Raw genomic sequence first — 21,467 nt, forward strand, 5'->3', positions numbered from 1 at the left:
AAGCGCCGCAATCGATCTCCCTCTCAAACAAATTAACAGACATTTAACTTAAGTCTCGCTTTTATGCCATAATGCTCAGCGCAAAATAACACCTAACGACTCAAATTAATCTAGGTGGGGAGAAAATCAATGTTCACTGAAGAAGGCACCTGTGATTGGTGTAAAAAACCTAGTCTTGTAACTCGTCACGATTATTTAGATGGCAAGCACCATTACTCATGTAAAGCTTGTTACGACATGGCAAAAATCGACGTGCGCCTATTTAACCAAGGCGAATTGCAAATGCGCGAACGATTGCAACGAGCAAGCTAAGCAAGACGGAATCAACGGAACTGATTTTCAAGGGCGCCTTTTAAGGCGCTTTTTTGATCGGCCAAGCCCTATTTCCAATCTCTATCTCGCATTCCCTCCTATCCTACATAGCATGTCGCATCGGTTATCAGCCCCTCTCCTACTGGATACAAACCACTGTCCGTGAAAAAACACCTGTATATACAGTAGTGACCCCCTGTATGTATCTCGTCCAACTTTCTACTCACCTCACATTTTTAAATTGATGTTAGACATATCAAAAATGAAAAACAACCAAATAAATTCAACCACTTAGGATAAAATTATTTTATTTCCTTCTCAAAAAACCGCAAATTACTTTTGAGAAACGGGTTGATCAGGTCGTTAAAACAAACTACTGTATACACATACAGCATGTATAAAGGAACAGTAATATGCAGTTACAAAGTCAATCTCATACATACTCTCGTTACAACGTATTGGCACAAGCAACTCAGCCCATGGCCGTTTCGGATCAGCTTCTATCTAAGCTGGCTGTTTTATCGCAGCAGAAACAATGGATTTTGTTTACAGCAGACTGCCCTCGCCCAGACTTTGAACAACTCACTGCTTCTAATATTTGCTGTAGAAACGTGATTCAAATGAAGCCTTCTCAACAGCTTTCAGAAGTCGAGATCGTGATCAAAGCCATCCGATCAGGTAATGCCAGTGCTGTTGTCGCATCAAATAAAATTGCACTTATGAATCAATCGATGTTGCACGACATGGCACAGCGCTATCAGTGTGAAGTCTTTTTCGTCGAAGGCAGAGTTAATAAGTACCACTAATAAGTTCGACGTTATCCATCCTGCATCTCGCCTCCTTTTTAAGGGGGCTTTTTTTGTATTAAAGAAAACAGGCAAACGTTTGCTTTTTCTCTGGCGAGTTAAAATAGTTCTGGTATGATACCCAAATTCGATTTATTCAGCGCCCACATTTTGCTGAATATCTTCTCTTTCTGACGTTTGATTAAGATGATAGGAATGTCGCAATGAGCCTTGCTAATCAAGTACTTGCCGTCAATGACGACCTGCCAATTCGCACCCATAAACCCGTTCATAGCGGAAAAGTTCGTTCAGTTTACTGGTTAACTGAAGAAGACAGCGCCCGACTGATCAAAGAAAAAGGATACGATGTCGCTCCAGATGCGCCTTTGGCTATCATGGTGATTAGCGACCGAATCTCTGCATTCGATTGTATTTGGCATGCTGAAGGTGGTCTTAATGGTGTCCCAGGTAAAGGGGCTGCGCTTAATGCGATTTCTAATCACTGGTTCAAACTATTCAAAGAAAATGGCTTAGCAGATAGCCACATTCTAGACATTCCTCACCCTTTTGTTTGGATTGTACAAAAAGCCAAACCTGTAAAAATCGAAGCCATCTGCCGCAAATACATCACGGGTTCGATGTGGCGCGCTTACGCAAATGGCGAGCGCGAGTTTTGTGGAATCCAACTTCCTGAAGGGTTAGGAAAAGACAAAGCACTGCCAGAGTTGCTCATGACCCCATCCACAAAAGGCATTCTAAAAGGTATTCCCGGTGTGCCAGAAGCGGATGACGTGAATATCACTCGTCAAAATATCGTAGACAACTACGAAGAATTTAACTTCTCAAGCGCTGACGATATCGCACTCTACGAAAAACTGCTGAAAGAAGGCTTTAACGTTATCAGCCAAGCGTTAGAAGAAATCGACCAAATCTTTGTCGATACCAAATTCGAATTTGGTTATGTTCATGATGCTGCTGGCAATGAAAAGCTGATTTACATGGATGAAGTGGGTACACCAGACTCGTCTCGTATATGGGATGCTAAAGAATACCAAGCAGGTCACATCGTAGAGAACTCAAAAGAAGGTTTCCGCCAGTTCCTACTTAACCACTTCCCTGACCCAGATATCTTGCTAAACAAAGAACGTATGCCAGAGCGTGAAGCACTCGCTCGTGATAATGCTTTACCCGTCGAATCTTTGATGGCGATTTCGAGCACCTACATTGGTATTGCCGAGAAGATTACAGGCAAGCCGATTCATTTGAGTGAGAATCCGAAAGCGGAAATCATCGAAGTACTGAGCAAAGAATACGGATTGATTGACTAGCACTGTCGCTAGATTAGCTAAACGCTTTCCAATAAAAAGTCCGCAATAGCCTGCGGACTTTTTCGTATTAGGCTCAGTTTAGCCGATATTTAACGTAGTGCCATCTGTTGTAGAGGCTGACTTAGTCGTCACCTGATATGTTTTGTCTTTAATCGTTGACACGAAATACCAGGTCGACTTTGCCTTATCGGGCGTAAAAGTAACGCGCATAAAACCACGCTGCTTGATGTCTGCCCACTGTAATTCTGACACTAAGTGTGGCAACGTGTATTCCATTTGAGCGATCGCAACAGGATCTAACGCTAGGTAGGCCTCTAACCCAGGGGAACTCACCGAGCTAGTCGCAAACTCTACCCCGATAGGATGCTTAGATACGTCTTTAAGCTCACTTGCCCATGCGTTGTGCGTATCTCCTGCTAGGCAGACAAAGTTGCCACTGCTGGCTTTGGCCAGTTGATAAACTTTCTCTCGCTCAACGTAGTAACCATCCCATGCATCTAGGTTATACGGGAGAGAAATGGTATCTAAACTTGGGTCAGAGAGATAACCCGTAATCGCAGAGTTTACCGCTAATAACGCCTCTGTTTTTTGTTCTTCAGTGGCAGTAAACAATTGAAACATAGCGGTCATCACCGAACTTGGCAGCTCCATACGAGACATTAACACTTGTTGCCCTAGCACATTCCAAGTTACGTCGTGCGTACTGAACGCATCCATCAGCCAAGCGAGTTGGTCAGCGCCTAACAACTCTCGGTCTTCGCTGCGCGACTGAGCAACTAAACCGCCAATCGCTTCCATCGTTGGAGAGCTGAGCGAGAAGTAATCCAACGGTTTATCACGCCCCACAAGTCGCGTGTCGAGCATCATCAAATTGACTAAACTTCCAAACGAAAACTGACGGTAAATCAGCATGTTTGAGAAAGTGTTTTCACGAACGGGCAACCATTCTGTCCACGCGGCAGCCGCAGCTGCACGACGATCATTAAAACTGCCTTCCTCTTCTTGATGGTTTTCCGCACCATTTTTCCAAGTATCATTTGCAAGCTCATGGTCATCCCAGACAGCAATCATTGGTAGGCTCGCATGTAACGCTTGCAGATCAGCATCTTGGCGATATTGCGCATACCGTTTTCGGTAATCATCTAAGGTAATACATTCAGTGCCTTTGCTTGGCTCTCGCCCTAGTGCCTCAGCATCTTCACTAGCGTAGCCACCAGCACCATACTCATAAATGTAATCACCGAGATGAAGCACCACATCAAACGGGTCTTGCTCATGTTGATTTAAAATCTCTCGATACACATGGAAATAGCCAGCAGGATAGTTTGCACAAGAAACAACCGCCATGGATGCCTTTTCTACACCATCCTTTGGTAATGTTTGAGTTTGCCCGACTTCGCTAGTGACATCTCCAACCATGAATCGATAGTAGTAGCGAGAATTTGCGTTGAGATTTTGAACATCGACTTTTACCGTGAAATCTCGGCTCGTGTCTGTGGCAAAAGTGCCACTTTGCACGATATCAGTAAAATTTTCGTTAGATGAAACTTGCCAGCTTACATCTGCGTAGCTCGCTGAGGTTGTAACACGAGTCCAAATGATTACTTGTGTTTGAGTAGGATCTCCACTCGCCACTCCGTGCTCAAAGGTAACCGCAACAGACTCACTAGCATCGCTACCACAGCCTACCAGCCCGGTAACAATAGCCGTTGAAGAGGCAGCTTTCATAAAGTCTCGACGAGACAAAGACATATTGACTTCCTTTCTTATTGTGTTTGTTTTTGTGCCCAAATGACGTGGTGACTCAATCATCCTTGTGTGCCAATAAGGGACGTTAATTCGAACTTACAGTACCAACCACTTAGTCGGTAATTTGTCCTAAAAACACAAAGTTAGAAGCTAGTTATGACAATTGCATTTCCAAACGTTACATTTTTGTTAATTAAAGTGCAAATACTCTATATTCATCACACTTCCAAGACCTGTGACAAAAACCTCAAAATAAAAAAGCGACCTACTTTGAGGTCGCTTTTCATTGCACTATTGTTAAGTAGTACATCGATGAAGTGGAAATACTCAGCCTAAAACTTGATGTTAAGAACATCTTGTTCTGACGTGTCCACTTTTAACTGACTGCGAGATTCTATGTACTCGATTTGCTGAACATCGAGCGAATATGGCATAACGACTCGCAATTCATTGATCCCTTCATGTTTAGCTAACTGGGTTAAGCGGACCAAATTGGATTCATCACTTTTACGAGAAGACATCGATTTTAATGCGGCATCCCACAACCGATCTTCAGGCTTGCTCAATTCCGCAATGTTCTGTTTCCACATCAAACCGAAAATAGGCGCGATGGTGGCAAATGCCTCTAAAAAGGTCCATTTTTTACTACCTGTTGCCCCTAAAAAGCTAGTGTAGTCGAATTCAATGCACGTCTTTCCTTGTTGATCCATTCTATGCCCCCGACACTCGAAAATGAGATATACCAAATATCGTTCAACTGTTTTGATATAGCAATGGGATATAAAACATTCGTCTTTTATGCACTAATTTACATGCAAAAGGAAATATTAAAACCAGCTTTGTAACAACTGATGTACAGCTTCGCCATATATAAGCATTCAATTGATTAATATTTCAATTAAGAAACTAAAAACAACACGTAAGTAACGCTATCAATATGAAATTATTATAGATTCACCAAAAAAATATCAATTCTTGTCACAACGCCATCCGCCTACCTACTTCACATCAATCACTCGACTGGCCTTTTTATACTGTATCTTCCAACCAGCCCAGCGTGGCAGCTCCCAACGCTTCGGGTCTCCCTTACGGTTTCCCTCTCGATAAACGACCTGTACCAGCTTGCGAGACGCGTAATACTCAACATCCAGTTGGAGTTCTGGCAGCGAAAGTTCTAAAGGGTACTGCTCCGTGAAATCGTCGTATTCCCATTCTGGAACACCGTAAAATGTTAAGTCTTCCGGTTCAAACAACGCCATATCATCGACATTTTCAACGCCTAATGTTTCCAACTGATCCTTTAACCAGCTAGAAAATGTCAAGGAGGCCAAGTCGTTAACCTCTTCTCCTTCGACATTAAGGCCCAATGCGTTGTAGAGTTTCCAGTGTTGGATTTGTTGTTTTCTTTGAGAAGCAAAACCTGGTAACAGTGTCTCGTCTTCTATCATTTCGACAATAGACTGAACAGCAACATCACCTTGTAACGCTTGATGTTCAGAACAGACTGTTCGCCCGGCGTAGACCAAATGCATCGTTGCTCTTGGGGCCTCCTCTTCATAATTCGTCTCGCCTTGTTGCCACTCCCCTAGTTCAAGTTCGCGTAACAACGTCAGCGGGATAGGCATCATGACCGATGCGAGGTTCAGTGTTTGCTTAACGCCTCGTCCTGGCACGCTATGGCTATCTAGCACAATGGCCGCTTCTTCTTTATCAGGAAAGCGGCTGTTACGCCCAACCAGCATCTCGACTACTCCATTTCCTAGAGCATCTCTTCGACGAGCTCGTCGGACAAACACAAGCTCAGGGTGTAATGAGGCGATGGAGAAAAAGAGCGCTTCACGGTTATATCGAGAGGCAACGTCAAGTTCCGGTAATTCAAATACTTCTCGCATTTGTTTCGCTAAACCTTGTGCCTCTTCGAGTGCGCTGGCATCAATGACAATGCCCGGAAGTCGCTCCCCCCGAACCAAACGGATAAGCAAAGAGGCATCACATCCGTATGGCTCCTCTTGAGATAGAAGCTCAGCGACTTCGCCACTTTGTCGCTGATAGAGCTGCGCAGGCACAGATAAGGCGGCAGCCAAATCAATCATTGCTTCCTTCTCTGGCTTCGCTTGAATTCTGGTAACAAGATCGGCAAACAGTGCATCAATGGGTAGTGGATATACTTTTCTCCCATGCTGCGTGACATTGCCATCCTCATCAATCGCTTCCATAGATAACAGCGTCGAATGAGATGCCTCTAGCGACTTTGGAGGAATTGAGTCGAGAAAATCGAGTGTTGAAAGACGGTATCCACAACAAGCCGCTGCCAGCATGGGCTCGACGAGCTCTTCTCTGTGCAATTCTGGAGGCGTCACTAATTCTAAAGGCGCGTGTTCACCATATAGACGAATACAAGCCCCTTCAGCAACACGGCCCGCCCGCCCCATTCGCTGCGCGGCGCTGGCCTTAGAAATGTGGGTCAGCGTTAACGCTGTGCGACCGTTACGTTGAATGGTTCGACGCTCTAAGCCGCTATCAATGACAACTCGGATGTTAGGTATCGTTAAGGAGGTTTCCGCAACATTGGTTGCCAATACGACTTTTCGTTGTCTTTGCGTAGTTAACGCGCGGTGCCGTTCTTCATCACTAACCGAGGCATGAAGTTTGACCACCATGACTTCGCCGCAACTTTGTAGCATCTGAGCACATTGGGTGATCTCTTTGCGTCCAGGCAGGAAAACAAGAATATCGCCATCTTCATCTTCCAATGCTTCTTTTACCGCTCTGACAACCTCTTGTTCACATCCCTTCTTATTCGGTAAATAACGGCTGTCTAAAGAACGATGTGTCACCGTGACTGGAAAGCAACGCCCTTCGGATCGCAGACGCTTCGCATTCAGGTAACGCGCTAGCTTTTCGCCCTCCAGCGTAGCGGAAGTGACGATCAACCGATGTTGATTTTCTTGCTTCAAAATTGCGGTTAATAGATCAATATCCCAGCGTCGCTCGTGAAATTCGTCCACTATCACGATATCGAAGCCTGCTAGCTTGTTTTCCGCAAACCAACGCAGTGCGACTCCCGGAGTCACAAATACAACTTCGGTTTTTTCATCAAAGTAGGCATGAAGCTTGATCGCATAACCGACTTTGCGACCTATTGGCTCACCAGATTGCTCCGCAAGATATTCAGCCAGCGAGGTACAAGCAATTCGACGTGGTTCAATAACCAGCACGCGTCCGTGTTTTGCCGCCCACATAGGCAAACGGGTAGATTTACCTGACCCGGTTTCGGCTTCCACCACGAGATGGTTTTGGTTCACATGTTGGTCAAACTCAGCTTGTAGGCTGTCGATAGGTAGTTGAAACATAGAAATTGGATTTGATTTGATGATGCAGAACATTATACCCAAGTAAAAAAATCCTGCTTTAGGTATCTCTAAACAACCAATATTGCCGATATTTTCGGCGGTATCTGAGTTTTTTTGCGACATTACATTGATGTGCATCAACGCATGTTTACAACTAAATGGTGAACCCGTTAAAATTTGGTGCGCATCCTTCAACCCTACATAAGGCACCCAATGAACAACGATAAACGCCCACTATATATTCCATATGCGGGTCCGGCTCTTTTAGCAACCCCTCTTTTGAACAAAGGCAGTGCATTCTCTGCTGAAGAACGTAGTTCATTCAACTTAGAAGGCTTGCTTCCAGAGTCTACCGAAACAATCCAAGAGCAGGTGGAACGTGCCTACCAGCAATACAAGAGTTTCGAAAGCGATATGGATAAGCACATTTATCTGCGTAATATCCAAGACACCAACGAAACACTGTATTACCGCCTAGTGCAAAACCACATTTCTGAGATGATGCCTATCATCTACACGCCAACTGTCGGCGCAGCATGTGAAAACTTCTCTAACATTTACCGTCGTGGTCGTGGTCTGTTCATTTCATACCCGAACCGTGACCGTATTGACGACTTGCTGAATAATGCAGCAAACCACAACGTTAAAGTGATTGTTGTGACAGATGGCGAACGTATCCTTGGCTTGGGTGACCAAGGTATCGGCGGCATGGGTATTCCTATTGGTAAACTGTCACTTTATACCGCGTGTGGTGGTATCAGCCCTGCTTACACGCTACCAATCGTGCTTGATGTGGGTACCAATAACCCGCAACGTTTAGCTGATCCGATGTACATGGGTTGGCGTCACCCTCGTATTACGGGTGCAGAATACGATGCATTTGTAGAAGAGTTTATTCAAGCAGTACAGCGCCGTTGGCCTGATGCCTTGATCCAGTTCGAAGACTTTGCTCAGAAAAATGCGATGCCTCTTCTTGAGCGTTACAAAGATCGCGTGTGCTGCTTCAATGATGATATTCAAGGCACGGCGGCCGTTACTGTTGGCTCTCTACTTGCAGCCTGTAAAGCAGCAGGCACTCAGCTGTCTAAACAGCGTATCACCTTCTTGGGCGCTGGCTCTGCTGGTTGCGGTATCGCAGAAGCGATCATCGCACAAATGGTATCGGAAGGGATTTCTGACGAGCAAGCTCGCTCACAAGTTTACATGGTTGACCGTTGGGGTCTGTTACAAGAAGGTATGCCTAACCTTCTTGATTTCCAACAACGCTTGGTGCAGAAACATACCAATACGAAAGAGTGGGAAAATGAAGGAAATGGCTTCTCACTACTCGATGTTATGCGTAACGCCAAGCCAACGGTACTAATTGGTGTTTCTGGTGCTCCTGGCCTATTTAGCCAAGAAGTCATCGAAGAAATGCATAAACACTGTAAGCGTCCGATTGTCTTCCCACTGTCGAACCCAACAAGCCGCGTAGAAGCAACACCGAACGACATCATTCGTTGGACAAATGGTGAAGCACTGGTTGCAACAGGTAGCCCATTTGAGCCTGTGGTTCATGAAGGTCGCACTTACCCTATTGCCCAATGTAACAACAGCTACATCTTCCCTGGCATTGGCCTTGGTGTACTTGCTGTAAACGCAAAACGTGTCACCGACGAGATGCTAATGGAATCAAGCCGTGCGCTCGCAACATGCTCTCCTCTAGCAATCAACGGTCGTGGTGCGCTACTTCCACCGTTGGAAGAGATCCACTCGGTATCGAAAAAGATCGCGTTTGCTGTTGGTAAGAAGGCAATCGAACAAGGTGTCGCATTAGAAATCACTGATGAAGCATTAAACGTGGCGATTGAACAATCGTTCTGGCAACCGGTTTACCGTCGCTACAAACGCACTGCGTTTTAAGCTTGAGACATTTCGTTTAATAATTAGCCCCTACCATGTAGGGGCTTTTATTTTTTTATCATCCTAACCAGATTTTGGCATAAATGGGCTTCTCTCTTTTTGTTTCTATCAGATATGATGAGAACTACATTTTTAGTTAAGGATATAAAACGTTTTGTTGTTTTCTCGCATAAGATCAAAGTGGAAGCTGAAATTTTCCTGGAAGCGACTTGCTTTGATTTTGTCGATCTCTGTACTTAGTCTGCTTGTTTCTGTTATTGCCATCGACCGGTGGGTGGTTTTACAAGCCAAAGAAAGCATTTTCACTGAATACGAACAAATACCTCAACATGAGGTTGCTGTGGTTCTCGGTACCAGTAAATACATCGGTAAGATCCTCAACACTTACTACACTCATCGCATTAATGCGGCGATTGAGCTTTACAACCAAGGTAAAGTAAAACAGTTTTTATTGAGTGGCGATAACGCCCATCGCTCCTACAACGAACCGTGGACGATGAAACGCGACTTACTTAAAGCCGGCGTGCCTGAGGAAGTGATTCACCTTGATTATGCTGGCTTTCGTACTCTAGATTCGATTGTGAGGGCGAAAAAGATTTTTGCTTCGGAGCGCTTTCTGATTGTGACTCAGCGCTTTCATTGTGAGCGAGCGCTGTTTATTGCCGATGCTTACAACATTGATGCGCAGTGTCTTGCGGTAGCAGGACCTACGACAAACAAACAAAAAACATCAATGCGTATTCGAGAATTGCTCGCCCGTGTGAAAGCCTTTTTAGACCTCTACATTATTAATACGCAGCCCAAGTTTCTTGGTCCTCAAGAACCTATCGTTGCAGTAAAAGAGCCTGAAAAAACCTCTAATGAGCCTCTGCAAGTTCCCGTCGAATAGAGGAACAACGCAGCTCACAAGGTTAATAACATTTCTATAAAACAAATGGGTAGTTTTCTACCCATTTCCAATTCTCAACATCACATTTTCTAATTTGCTCTACGATTCAGGCAAAACTCTTTTTTGCATTCCAAGTAACATTTAATCAATAAATAACTACAAGTCAGTTACTTTGCCATAAAAAAACCGACAAAAGGCAATGCAAAAGGAGCACTACCCATGACCGCACTCGCTGTGACATTGAAGAACTGGTTCTTCACTCGCAACAGCATGATTTTGAACGCGAATATCGTATTGTTCATTATCTTGTTTAATACCCTACCCTTTGAGCCACAAGTAGTAACCGGCCTAAGCATCTTAGTTTTTGTTGCTATTCTTTGGCTAACCGAAGCGATTCACGTCAGCATAACCGCGCTGCTTATACCATTACTTGCGGTATTTTTAGGCGTGTTTAACACTCAGACCGCGCTGAACAACTTCTCCAACTCCATCATCTTTCTATTCTTAGGTGGTTTTGCACTTGCTGCGGCTTTGCATAAACAGAAGTTAGACCAAGCTATTGCTGATAAAGTGCTGTTACTCGCACGAGGCAAAATGTCTGTCGCTGTATTCATGCTATTTGGTGTTAGTGCTGGCCTGTCGATGTGGATTTCAAACACCGCCACTGCCGCTATGATGCTGCCCCTTGTACTGGGTGTGATGACAAAGCTAGACGCCAAGAAAAACCACAATACCTTTTTGTTTGTTCTGCTCGGCATCGCTTACAGCGCTTCGATTGGTGGTATTGCAACGCTGGTTGGTAGCCCACCAAACGCCATTGCAGCAGCTGAAGTCGGCCTAAGTTTTACTGAGTGGATGAAGCTCGGTGTGCCTATCTCATTAGTACTAATGCCAATCGCTATTCTCGTTTTGTACACCATGACTAAGCCTGACCTTAGCCACAAGTTTGACCTTGACCATCAACCAGTCGAGTGGACAAACGGCAAAATGATTACGCTGGCGATTTTCTTACTGACGGTCACGTTGTGGATTTTCAGTAAGCCTATTAACGCTATGCTAGGTGGCTTCGCTAAGTTCGATACCCTTGTCGCAATAGGTGCGATCCTTCTGCTTGGGGCTTCTCGCGCCGTCGAGTGGAAAGATATTGAGAAAACAACCGACTGGGGTGTGTTAATCCTATTTGGTGGTGGCATCTGTTTGAGTAACGTCCTAAAAGCAACCGGTACAAGCGTATTTTTGGCTCATAGCTTGTCGGGCTTCCTTGAGCAAGCTGGTATCCTTCTGACGATTCTTGCTGTAGTTGCTTTTGTTGTCTTCTTGACTGAGTTTGCAAGTAACACCGCTAGTGCTGCACTACTGGTCCCTGTATTTGCAACCATCGCAGAGGCCTTAGGCATGTCTCCGGTCATTCTCTCTGCATTGATTGCCGTCGCCGCTTCTTGTGCATTTATGTTACCAGTTGCGACGCCTCCAAATGCGATTGTGTTCGGTACGGGTCATATCAAGCAAAAAGAAATGATGCGAATTGGCTTCGTCTTAAACATTGCCTGTATTGCTGCACTAACGCTTTTCGCTTGGTTGTTCTGGTAAAAAATAGCAAGTTCGATTAGCACTACACTGCTGCTCACGGTAATCATATCGATGACCTAAACTTCCCCCTAAGTGGTGTTCAGCAGTTTCCCTCTTGGTGGCCAGTTGGCCACCTTTTTTTATTCCTTTGAGTGACGAATCGTTAGGCTTGCTTCTTTTCGCAGGCAAGCAAACCATAATGAACCTCGACCCGGTTGCGACCATTGCGCTTCGCTTGGTAAAGCACTTCGTCTGCTCTCGCCATGGTTTCTGAGACGCGTTCATTTTGCATTTGGGCGACGCCAATGCTGCATGTTAATGATTCACCGTGTACCCACAAATGACTCTCCACATTTTTGCGAATCATTTCCGACTTCTTCACAGCTTGATCAATATTGGTGTCAGGGCAAAATACAACAAATTCTTCTCCCCCCCAACGAACAAGTCGGTCATCTGGGTAGATGGAACTTGCCACCACCATGACAAATTCGCGCAATATGTCATCCCCCATTTGGTGCCCAAATTTGTCATTCACCTTCTTAAATTTATCCAAATCCATATAAAGGATACTGAATGTACTATGCCCCCAGCGAACTTGACGTGATTGCTGCTCAAGCCAGTGCTGAACTGCGTGACGGTTCATCGCTCCCGTCAACGCATCGCGATGCGCTAACTCTGCAAACTCATAGTTTTGAGCTCGCAACGTACCATTCACCTTCTCTAAATGACGATGACGTTTTTTCGCTTTTTCATAAGCGACTCGATTTTTTCGTAATTCGTGCAGCGAAAATGCCAGTCCAAGCGCCATCCAAGAGAGTAAGAGCGCATACAGTAACGTTTCTTGTGCAAGGTAAGCGCCTTCAAACTCAATTTTATCAATCACAATTTTGTGCTCGCCAAGTGCCGCACCAGATCCGGTCGCGATATCAATACGTGTGATGTTTGAAAATTCAGGTGCAGAGTGTTCAATCGCGACTTTGTTGTCTACTAACCACCACGTCATCACCTGTAAATTTTTAATCGGAATTTCGATGATGTCGTTTGAACCGGACGGAGAAAACTGCATGCCATTGTATTTAATAGTGTACTCGTCGTCTGGTTTGGAATACTCAGGGTTATAGTTGCGCAGATATAAACGCAAATCATGGCTTGGATTGGGCCCCACCCCAGCCTCTTCATATCTCACTTTCAATCGAATCGTATGGTAATTGGAAAGGTCAATCCCCTGTGTTGGCGTTGTGGAATCGGTATAAACAGAGATTCCGCAATAAGGCCAAGCATACGAGCTTTGCTTTAAGTCACAGCTGAGAACTAGGCTTTGCTTATCGTAAATAATATCAGCCTCACTCAAGCCACCTTCGCTGGCGTCTTTAGTCGCATAGATATTGAAATGTTCTGGTGTAATGGTCAGCTTTCGTGTATCGCCAAGAACACTATAAAGCGCAACCAAACTAATAGTGCAAATAGAGAGGGCAAAGATAAATTTATGGATCCACTTCATGGGCGAGTGACCTGCTCAGCTTATATACAACACAATGTACTCAATGATTTTTCGAACTTCAAACAAAGTCATTTATCAAGAAACAAAATTACTTTTAGCTTTCGTTCTTACTTTCGATACATGGTAACGTGTTTTGAACCGTTATCACGTTTTTAAATCTCTCAAAAATGCGGTTCACTTGTTATTTGCGAAGCATTTCACAGCCGTATTTCCTAACCCATGAAGGCCAGTGCATAACATTTCAGAGCGATACATTTCGCTTTAATGTGCCTGTCAACCCTGCATCTCATCACCACTTCGGATATACTGTGCAAAAACACAATAATGAGTAATGTCATGTCATTAATTGCAACTGGTACGCTAAATAAAATGCGTGCATCTCTGGACGGTGCTGTCAGTTACCGTCTACCTGTTGGTGAGGAAGAAATTGATCTATCGCCGTTTCTGGGTAAAACGCTCACACTGACTCACACGGGCAATATTTTTTGTTGCTCATGTGGTAAGAAAACGAAAAAGAGTTATTCGCAAGGCCATTGTTTTGTCTGTATGAAAAAGCTAGCAAGCTGCGATATGTGCATCATGAAGCCAGAGACTTGTCACTACGACCAAGGGACTTGTCGCGAGCCACAATGGGGCGAAGAGAACTGCATGGTGGATCACTTTGTCTACCTATCCAATACATCCAGCTTAAAAGTTGGTATCACTCGTCATACGCAAATCCCAACTCGTTGGATTGATCAAGGTGCGACTCAGGGTTTGCCAATTTTTAAGGTAAAAACTCGCCATATCTCCGGTTTAATTGAAGTTGAACTGGCGAAACATATCGCAGATAAAACCAATTGGCGCACACTGCTGAAAGGCGACGGTGAACCAATGGCACTGCAAGATCGTTTTGCTGAGCTATTGCCGTTGGTCGAAGATAAGATTGCTGAGATAAAACAGAAATTCGGTGAAGATGCAATTGAAGTATTGAGCGAAAGCATTACCGACCTTAGCTATCCGGTGCAACAGCACCCAACTAAGATCACCTCGCATAATTTCGATAAAAACCCGGTTGTTACTGGCACTTTGCAAGGCATCAAAGGTCAATACCTCATTTTTGACACTGGCGTGATCAACGTAAGAAAATTCACTTCCTATGAAGTAGAAATAAGCGCCTAATCGCATATATAGCTGGTTTGTTGAAATAAAATCGAAAAAGCTCGAGTCAAACTCGAGCTTTTGTTTTTCTATCAGGAAGATATGATCAGTTACGCATCAAGGATGTTTTCTAGTACATCGAACAACATATCGACTTCTTCTATTGTGTTGTAATGCATGCAGCCAATTCGTACTACACCACCCGACTCTTCTAGACCAAGTTGACGAACTAAGCCCAGCGCATAAAAGTGGCCGTTCCAAACACAGATGTTGTGTTCACCCAGCGTTTTCGCGATAAATTCTGGAGAATATCGGTCGAATGTTAGCGCAAAAGTTGGTGTGCGGAGCTGGCTATCTTCTTTCGCAATGCCAAATAGATTGACACCATCTAGTGCACTCAGACGCTGTAAGAAACGCTCACTCAAGCGTTGCTCATGTTGTTCATACAATTGGTAACTTTGCTCCAATCGTTGACGAAGAGGTAAACCGGCTTCACCAAACTGAGCCAGATACTCAACCGCAGCAACGACACCAGCAAGACCTTCAAAACTTTGCGTCCCCGTTTCAAATCGGCCTGGGCCAATATTGGTAGCAGGCTCGACTTTGTACGGACGAATACTGTGCAGCCACTGATCGGCTATGTAAGCAATACCAACGTGCGGGCCGAAAAACTTGTAAGCTGAGCAAGCTAAAAAGTCACAGCCTAACGCTTGAACATCAACCAAATGATGCGGCGCATAATGAACGGCATCCACATAAACTTGTGCCCCAACGTTGTGCGCCATGCTTACTACTCGCTGCACATCCACGATAGAACCAGTCGTATTCGATGCATAGGTCACCGCTACAAGGCGCGTTTTATCAGAAAGAAGACTGCTTAAATGCTCCAAGTCCAACGTACAATCATCTTCGTTGATACGAACCTGATGAACCGTAACGCCTTTATCTTCTGCCGCTTGCTGCCAGCTAGACACATTCGAATAGTGGTCCAAAGCAGAAACAATGATCTCATCTCCCTCTTGCCAATCTCGGCTAATCGCACGACTAAGCTGAAAGGTTAACGATGTCATGTTCGCGCCGAAGACGATATTGCCAGATGACGGCGCGTTTAGCAGAGCTTGCGCTGACTCGCGTGCATTTTGCATCACGTCAACCGTCTTTTGGCTAGAAAAATAATGCCCGCCTAAGTTGGCGTTGAAACGACCTAAATATCCCACCATGCTGTCTAGCACTGATTGAGGTACCTGTGACCCGCCTGGACCATCAAAAAACGTCACAGGTTTGTCGTTATGGTATTGAGCGAGCGCCGGAAACTGCTCTCTGATCAGATTAAGATTGAAGTTCATTGCGCTTATCCGTAGCCGTGAGTACAAACACATCCATATGACCCGCTTCATCATCAATGACAGAACGGATTGGGCACGCGTTGTGCCACAGTTTACTGTCTGCCAATATTGCAACCTCACCCGTTTCTAACACCTTACGGAAAAATGGGGCTTGGTTATGACTGCTGTACAGCATGATGTCACCACCAATGATGTTATGGCGTCCTACGCCAACCATTGCAATGTGATCAAAACCGTCTTGGTGCACACCTTCAGGTGCCACTTGAGTTTCTTCTTCTAGCGCTGTGATTCGGATTTGGTGAATTTCTATTTCCTGGCCGTTAGGCAGATGATTCGCATTGACAAACAATTCGCACATTTCTCGGAAACCATCACTGATGAGAATATCCTTCTCAATCGGCTCAAATTGTCTTACAACATCACCTTGGAATCGGTTGATATCAGACGATTGAACAAAGCTGTTTTTGTTTAAGTCAATGACTTTGCCATTATCAAAACCAACCACAGAATAACGTCTTAGTCGATACTGACCATCTGCATGCTCGGTACGAGGCAGTTCTTCAAACGATGGGGAAAGCTGCTCTATTGCTGCCATGCTGAGCTGTGTTAAATGCAGAGTATTCTCACGTGAATGTAACATCATTGTCTCCTTTAATGAGGCACATTAATTAACATTTAATTTACACACTAGGTTACGCAAATATTCTGCAATTGCCAGCTTTTAACGTTGATAGCTTCAACAAAATAACAAAAACAACATAACAAACCAATTCAAAGCAAAAATACAGAGCCATGTTTCACTTTTGCGCTTTGGCGATATTTGAAACTAGACTTCTCTACTACGAATAGAATTTTATGCTAGAAGTCAACGTTCTTTATCAATCTTTAGTGGGTTCTAATCTATAACCAATTATTCGATCACAATCGTTGTTTATGCTTTTAAAGCACTAAGAATTTCCATACAATCGAGGGAAATGTTCAGCCCTTTTTGGAGCCATAATGAGCGACGTAAAACATTGTAAACTATTAATTCTTGGTTCTGGTCCAGCAGGATACACAGCTGCCGTGTACGCAGCGCGTGCCAACCTAAACCCTGTGCTTGTGACGGGAATGCAACAAGGTGGTCAGCTAACCACCACTACTGAAGTTGAAAACTGGCCCGGCGACGCTGAAGGTCTGACAGGTCCTGTATTGATGGATCGCATGAAAGAGCACGCCGAGCGTTTCGAAACTGAGATCGTGTTTGATCACATCAACGAAGTAGAACTATCACAACGCCCATTTCGTTTAAAAGGCGATTCTGGTGAGTACACATGTGACGCATTGATTATTTCTACGGGTGCATCAGCAAAATACCTTGGCCTTGAGTCTGAAGAAGCATTTAAAGGTCGCGGCGTTTCTGCTTGTGCAACCTGTGACGGTTTCTTCTACCGTAATCAGAAAGTTGCAGTTGTGGGCGGTGGTAACACTGCTGTTGAGGAAGCACTTTACCTATCTAACATTGCGTCAGAAGTTCACCTGATCCACCGCCGCGATTCATTCCGTGCAGAGAAGATCCTTGTGAAACGTCTGATGGATAAAGTTGAAAGCGGTAATATCGTTCTTCATACCGATCGAACTCTCGATGAAGTACTTGGCGACGACATGGGCGTAACTGGCGTTCGTATTAAAGACGTCAACACAGGTGCGACAGAAGACCTTGAAGTGATGGGCGCGTTTATTGCGATCGGCCACCAGCCAAACACACAAATCTTTGAAGGCCAAGTAGACATGAAAGATGGCTACATCATCGTTAAGTCTGGCCTAGAAGGCAACGCAACACAAACTAGCATTGAAGGTGTATTTGCAGCAGGCGACGTTATGGACCATAACTACCGTCAAGCTATCACATCAGCTGGTACAGGTTGTATGGCGGCATTAGATGCTGAGCGTTTCTTAGACTCACTTGGTGACAAATAACTTTTCACATTTGTGTCATATCCTTAAAGCCCAGCGGTATTCCCGCTGGGTTTTCTTTTGTATACTACCGCCTCATTAAAACAATTATCATTAAGCCTTCACGATGGATAAGAAAAAGCAAAGCAGCTTGAATAAGTGGCTTAAGCAACAAAGTAAGTTAGCCAAGCGCTGGCTTATGATTGCGATAGGCCTAGGCGTACTTTCAAGCGTGTTTTTATTGGCTCAAGCAGCCCTGCTCGCCTCCATTCTGCACCAGTTAATCATTGACCAAGTCGACAAAGCCGACCTCATTTGGCATTTTGTTGGGCTTGGTGGCACGGTTATCGGTCGAGCTGCTTGTACCTGGGGTCGAGAGCTTGCCGGTTACCGTTGCGGTGAGCAAATTCGAGTTTATATTCGCCAACTCATTTTAGATAAAGTTCATAAACTTGGGCCAGCTTACATCAAAGGCAAACCTGCCGGCAGCTGGGCGACGCTCATCTTAGAGCAGGTAGAAGATATGCAAGATTTCTTCTCTCGCTACTTGCCTCAGATGTCATTATCGGTATTAGTGCCTTTCATTATTTTGGTTGTCGTATTCCCAGTAAACTGGGCGGCAGGCTTGATCTTCCTCGTCACAGCACCACTAGTGCCTATTTTCATGGCACTGGTTGGGATGAAAGCCGCAGAAGCAAACCGTAAAAACTTTAAAGCGATGCAGCGTTTGTCCGGTCACTTTTATGACCGCTTGCAAGCAATGACGACTATTCGCTTATTCGATAGAACAAAATCTGAAACTGAAACTCTGAAGGGTGCTTCGGAAGTCTTTCGTACTCGCACCATGGACGTTCTGAAAATCGCGTTTCTATCTTCTGCGGTTTTAGAGTTTTTCACTTCCATTTCTATCGCAATTACCGCCGTCTACTTTGGCTTTAGTTATATCGGAGAGCTCGATTTCGGCTACTACGGCACTGGTGTTACGCTGTTTGCTGGTTTGTTCATTCTGATTCTTGCGCCAGAGTTTTATCAGCCATTACGTGATTTGGGCACTTTCTATCATGCGAAACAGCAAGCGGTTGGCGCAGCAGAAAGTATTGTCGAGTTTCTAGATTTGGAAGTCGATCAAATCAAAGATGGTACCCAAGCGTTAGATAAAAACAGCCCTATCTATATTGAAGCGGACCAGTTAACCATTTTTAGTCCGGAAGGTCAGCAGCTCGCAGGTCCCCTATCCTTCTCTCTTGAAGCCAACAAAAGTACGGCTTTAGTTGGACCAAGTGGCGCAGGTAAAACAAGCTTGGTAAACACCATCCTCGGTTTCATGCCTTATCAAGGTAGCTTGAAGATTAATGGTTGTGAATTGTCACAACTGGATCTAGCCACATGGCGAGAGGCCGTAAGCTGGATTGGTCAAAACCCAATGCTATTACATGGCAGCATTCGAGATAACGTCACGTTAGGCAAACACAACATTCAAGATGCAGACGTTCATTCTGTTTTGAATGACTCTCATGCTGCTGAATTTGTTGAAATGCATGGGTTGGATTACCCGATATCTGACCGCTCTGGTGGTTTATCTGTCGGCCAAGCCCAGCGTTTAGCGTTGGCTCGCGCTATGCTACAAAATGGTCGTTTTTGGTTATTAGATGAACCGACCGCAAGCTTAGATGCTCGTAGTGAAAAACTCGTCATGGAAGGCATTAACAAGTACGCACATGCCACAACGAATTTGATGATTACTCACCAGTTGGCACCTTTACAAAGCGTATCGCAAATTCTTGTTATGCAGGACGGCCAGATTGTTCAACGTGGTGATTACGACACACTGTCGACAGAAGATGGCTTATTTAAAGACATGTTGGAAGCGAACCTCGCACAACGTGAAACAGACAAGGGGAACTTAGATGCGTGATTTACTCCCTTATCTAAAACTCTATAAGAAACATTGGTTTGGTCTTTCTCTAGGTATGCTATTGGCATTTCTGACCTTAGCTGCATCTATTGGCTTATTAACGCTATCGGGTTGGTTTATTTCAGCCGCAGCGGTGGCAGGCTTGACGGTTGCTCGTGAAACCTTCAACTACATGTTACCAGGTGCCGGGGTACGCGGCGCTGCAATGGCTCGAACCGCAGGTCGATGGGGAGAACGTGTCGTTAGCCACAATGCAACGTTCAAGTTACTTACCGATCTACGTATCTTCTTCTTTAAGAAACTTGCACCACTGATTCCGGGTCGTGTCTCTACGATGCGTGATGCTGATCTGCTCAACCGCCTAGTGGCGGACGTAGATGCGATGGATCACGTTTATCTTCGACTTATCAGCCCTGTCGTGATTGGTATTTTTGGGATACTAAGTTTAACGGCTGTCCTGGCATTTTTTGACTGGCATCTCGCCCTACTGCTTGGCTCGATTCTTACCGTCATGTTGTTTGTATGGCCGGTACTGTTCTATAAACTGGGTAAAAACAATGGCGAGAATCTCACTCATCATAAAGCGCAATTACGAGTGGCGACACTGGACTGGCTTCAAGGCTACAGCGAACTGAGTATCTTTGGAGCAGAAGAGCGTTATCGCAATCTCATTCTAGAGAAGCAAAAGCAGTTGTTGTCTAATCAGTTTGTGAACGCGAATTTAACTGGCATGGCTTCAGGCCTGCTTATGCTTGTGAACGGTCTTACACTGGTTGTGATGCTTTGGTTTGCTGCAGACGGCGTAGGAGGTCGTACTCCTGATCCTTGGATTGCGTTGTTTGCATTTGCAACGATGGCAAGTTTTGAAATTTTGATGCCTATTGCGGGCGCGTTCCAGTACCTGGGTCAAACGTTGACTTCTGCTCGTCGTTTAAATGAAGTAATTTTGGCTGAACCGGACGTTGTCTTCCCTGAGCAATCGAAACATAAAGGCACAACGTTAGACATTGAATTCGACAACATTGACTTCACTTACCCTGACGGTCAGCAAAAGGTGCTGAAAGACTTGTCACTCTCACTACCGTTGGGCACTAAAACAGCGATTGTAGGTCAAACAGGTTCAGGTAAATCAACACTGATTCAGCTTCTTTGTCGCTACTGGGATGTAAACCAAGGTGAAGTTCGAATCGGTGGTACAAAACTGCAAGATTGGAGCGAGTCTGACCTGAGAGAAGCAATGACAGTGGTCAGTCAACGCGTTGATGTACTGAATGGAACACTGCGTGACAACTTACTTATGGCCGCTCCAGAAGCAAGTGATGAGCGACTGTCTGAGATTCTTCAAAAAGTCGAACTTGGTGGCCTTCTTGAGGCTCCAGGGTTAGACGCTTGGTTAGGCGACGGTGGTCGTCAGTTATCTGGTGGAGAGAAACGCCGAATCGGTATCGCTCGCGCATTGCTACGTGATGCGCCAATCCTACTCTTGGATGAACCAACTGAAGGTCTCGATAAGCGTACGGAACAGAAAGTGATGGCGCTTTTCAATGAGCACTTTGCTAATAAGACAGTGGTATTCATTACACACCGACTAATAGAATTAGAAAGCATGGATAGCATCTGCTTGATGGAACAAGGTGAGATCATCGAGCAAGGCGATCATCCAACGCTACTCGCTCAGAAAGGTCGTTACTACCAGCTATTACAGTCTCTATAATTCGATATTCAGTGACGAGAAGGGCTCAT

16 protein-coding genes are annotated in these 21,467 nt (G+C 44.9%); 10 read left to right on the forward strand and 6 right to left on the reverse strand.

All coding sequences use genetic code 11. The features are described 5' to 3' along the window. The first annotated feature begins 129 nt into the window (after positions 1 to 129). The 3 genes from MSG33_RS10705 (at position 130) to MSG33_RS10715 (ending at position 2,425) form a co-directional block, all read left to right on the forward strand. Positions 130 to 312, forward strand: coding sequence for a hypothetical protein (locus MSG33_RS10705; protein WP_005377960.1), 183 nt, complete (start codon positions 130 to 132; stop codon positions 310 to 312). A gap of 413 nt (positions 313 to 725) precedes the next feature. Further along, positions 726 to 1,118, forward strand: coding sequence for a SulA-like leucine-rich domain-containing protein (locus tag MSG33_RS10710; RefSeq protein ID WP_109168452.1), 393 nt, complete (start codon positions 726 to 728; stop codon positions 1,116 to 1,118). Positions 1,119 to 1,321: 203 nt separating this feature from the next. Continuing rightward, positions 1,322 to 2,425, forward strand: coding sequence for a phosphoribosylaminoimidazolesuccinocarboxamide synthase (locus MSG33_RS10715; protein WP_046874826.1), 1,104 nt, complete (start codon positions 1,322 to 1,324; stop codon positions 2,423 to 2,425). Positions 2,426 to 2,503: 78 nt separating this feature from the next. On the opposite strand, the gene MSG33_RS10720 is transcribed toward MSG33_RS10715, so the two are convergent. The 3 genes from MSG33_RS10720 to MSG33_RS10730 all read right to left on the reverse strand — a co-directional run bounded on the left by MSG33_RS10720 (position 2,504) and on the right by MSG33_RS10730 (position 7,527). Then, a complete protein-coding gene (locus MSG33_RS10720) occupies positions 2,504 to 4,177 on the reverse strand; it encodes an alkaline phosphatase D family protein (protein WP_248381001.1) in 1,674 nt (557 codons plus the stop codon). Between the two features lie 329 nt (positions 4,178 to 4,506). Further along, positions 4,507 to 4,884: a hypothetical protein gene (locus MSG33_RS10725; RefSeq protein WP_005377965.1), complete on the reverse strand. Its 378-nt coding sequence runs from the start codon at positions 4,882 to 4,884 to the stop codon at positions 4,507 to 4,509. Between the two features lie 288 nt (positions 4,885 to 5,172). Continuing rightward, complete coding sequence (locus MSG33_RS10730; RefSeq protein WP_248381202.1) at positions 5,173 to 7,527, reverse strand: helicase-related protein; 2,355 nt, start codon at positions 7,525 to 7,527, stop codon at positions 5,173 to 5,175. 213 nt (positions 7,528 to 7,740) lie between these two features. Here MSG33_RS10730 and MSG33_RS10735 point away from each other — a divergent pair, with 213 nt between their 5' ends. The 3 genes from MSG33_RS10735 to MSG33_RS10745 all read left to right on the forward strand — a co-directional run bounded on the left by MSG33_RS10735 (position 7,741) and on the right by MSG33_RS10745 (position 11,908). Next, positions 7,741 to 9,429, forward strand: a complete 1,689-nt coding sequence (locus MSG33_RS10735) for an NAD-dependent malic enzyme (RefSeq protein WP_005395857.1) — start codon at positions 7,741 to 7,743, stop codon at positions 9,427 to 9,429. Positions 9,430 to 9,583: 154 nt separating this feature from the next. After that, a complete protein-coding gene (locus MSG33_RS10740) occupies positions 9,584 to 10,318 on the forward strand; it encodes an ElyC/SanA/YdcF family protein (RefSeq protein WP_248381003.1) in 735 nt (244 codons plus the stop codon). Positions 10,319 to 10,537: 219 nt separating this feature from the next. Beyond that, entirely contained in the window at positions 10,538 to 11,908 is a 1,371-nt protein-coding gene (locus MSG33_RS10745) for a DASS family sodium-coupled anion symporter (RefSeq protein ID WP_005395853.1), read from the forward strand. Between the two features lie 142 nt (positions 11,909 to 12,050). On the opposite strand, the gene MSG33_RS10750 is transcribed toward MSG33_RS10745, so the two are convergent. After that, positions 12,051 to 13,388: a GGDEF domain-containing protein gene (locus tag MSG33_RS10750; protein ID WP_114322450.1), complete on the reverse strand. Its 1,338-nt coding sequence runs from the start codon at positions 13,386 to 13,388 to the stop codon at positions 12,051 to 12,053. A gap of 336 nt (positions 13,389 to 13,724) precedes the next feature. Here MSG33_RS10750 and MSG33_RS10755 point away from each other — a divergent pair, with 336 nt between their 5' ends. Beyond that, entirely contained in the window at positions 13,725 to 14,549 is an 825-nt protein-coding gene (locus MSG33_RS10755; protein ID WP_248381006.1) for a DUF2797 domain-containing protein, read from the forward strand. 89 nt (positions 14,550 to 14,638) lie between these two features. On the opposite strand, the gene MSG33_RS10760 is transcribed toward MSG33_RS10755, so the two are convergent. Continuing rightward, positions 14,639 to 15,874, reverse strand: coding sequence for a cysteine desulfurase-like protein (locus tag MSG33_RS10760; RefSeq protein ID WP_085343147.1), 1,236 nt, complete (start codon positions 15,872 to 15,874; stop codon positions 14,639 to 14,641). Continuing rightward, positions 15,858 to 16,514 carry a 2OG-Fe dioxygenase family protein gene (locus tag MSG33_RS10765; RefSeq protein WP_074191154.1) on the reverse strand — a complete coding sequence of 219 codons (657 nt, stop codon included), beginning with the start codon at positions 16,512 to 16,514 and terminating at the stop codon, positions 15,858 to 15,860. Before MSG33_RS10765 ends, MSG33_RS10760 begins: the two co-directional genes overlap by 17 nt. A gap of 359 nt (positions 16,515 to 16,873) precedes the next feature. Between MSG33_RS10765 and trxB the strand changes: the two genes are divergently transcribed. The 3 genes from trxB (at position 16,874) to cydC (ending at position 21,438) form a co-directional block, all read left to right on the forward strand. Further along, positions 16,874 to 17,833: a thioredoxin-disulfide reductase gene (gene trxB / locus MSG33_RS10770; RefSeq protein WP_248381007.1), complete on the forward strand. Its 960-nt coding sequence runs from the start codon at positions 16,874 to 16,876 to the stop codon at positions 17,831 to 17,833. 103 nt (positions 17,834 to 17,936) lie between these two features. Further along, a complete protein-coding gene (gene cydD / locus MSG33_RS10775; RefSeq protein WP_048626259.1) occupies positions 17,937 to 19,724 on the forward strand; it encodes a cysteine/glutathione ABC transporter permease/ATP-binding protein CydD in 1,788 nt (595 codons plus the stop codon). Next, entirely contained in the window at positions 19,717 to 21,438 is a 1,722-nt protein-coding gene (cydC, locus tag MSG33_RS10780; RefSeq protein ID WP_170902128.1) for a cysteine/glutathione ABC transporter ATP-binding protein/permease CydC, read from the forward strand. The genes cydD and cydC overlap by 8 nt, the downstream gene beginning before the upstream one ends. The last annotated feature ends 29 nt before the right edge of the window (positions 21,439 to 21,467 follow it).

The organism is Vibrio sp. 1CM7H, from assembly GCF_023161645.1.
In the GTDB taxonomy this organism is placed as follows: Bacteria; Pseudomonadota; Gammaproteobacteria; order Enterobacterales; family Vibrionaceae; genus Vibrio; species Vibrio diabolicus.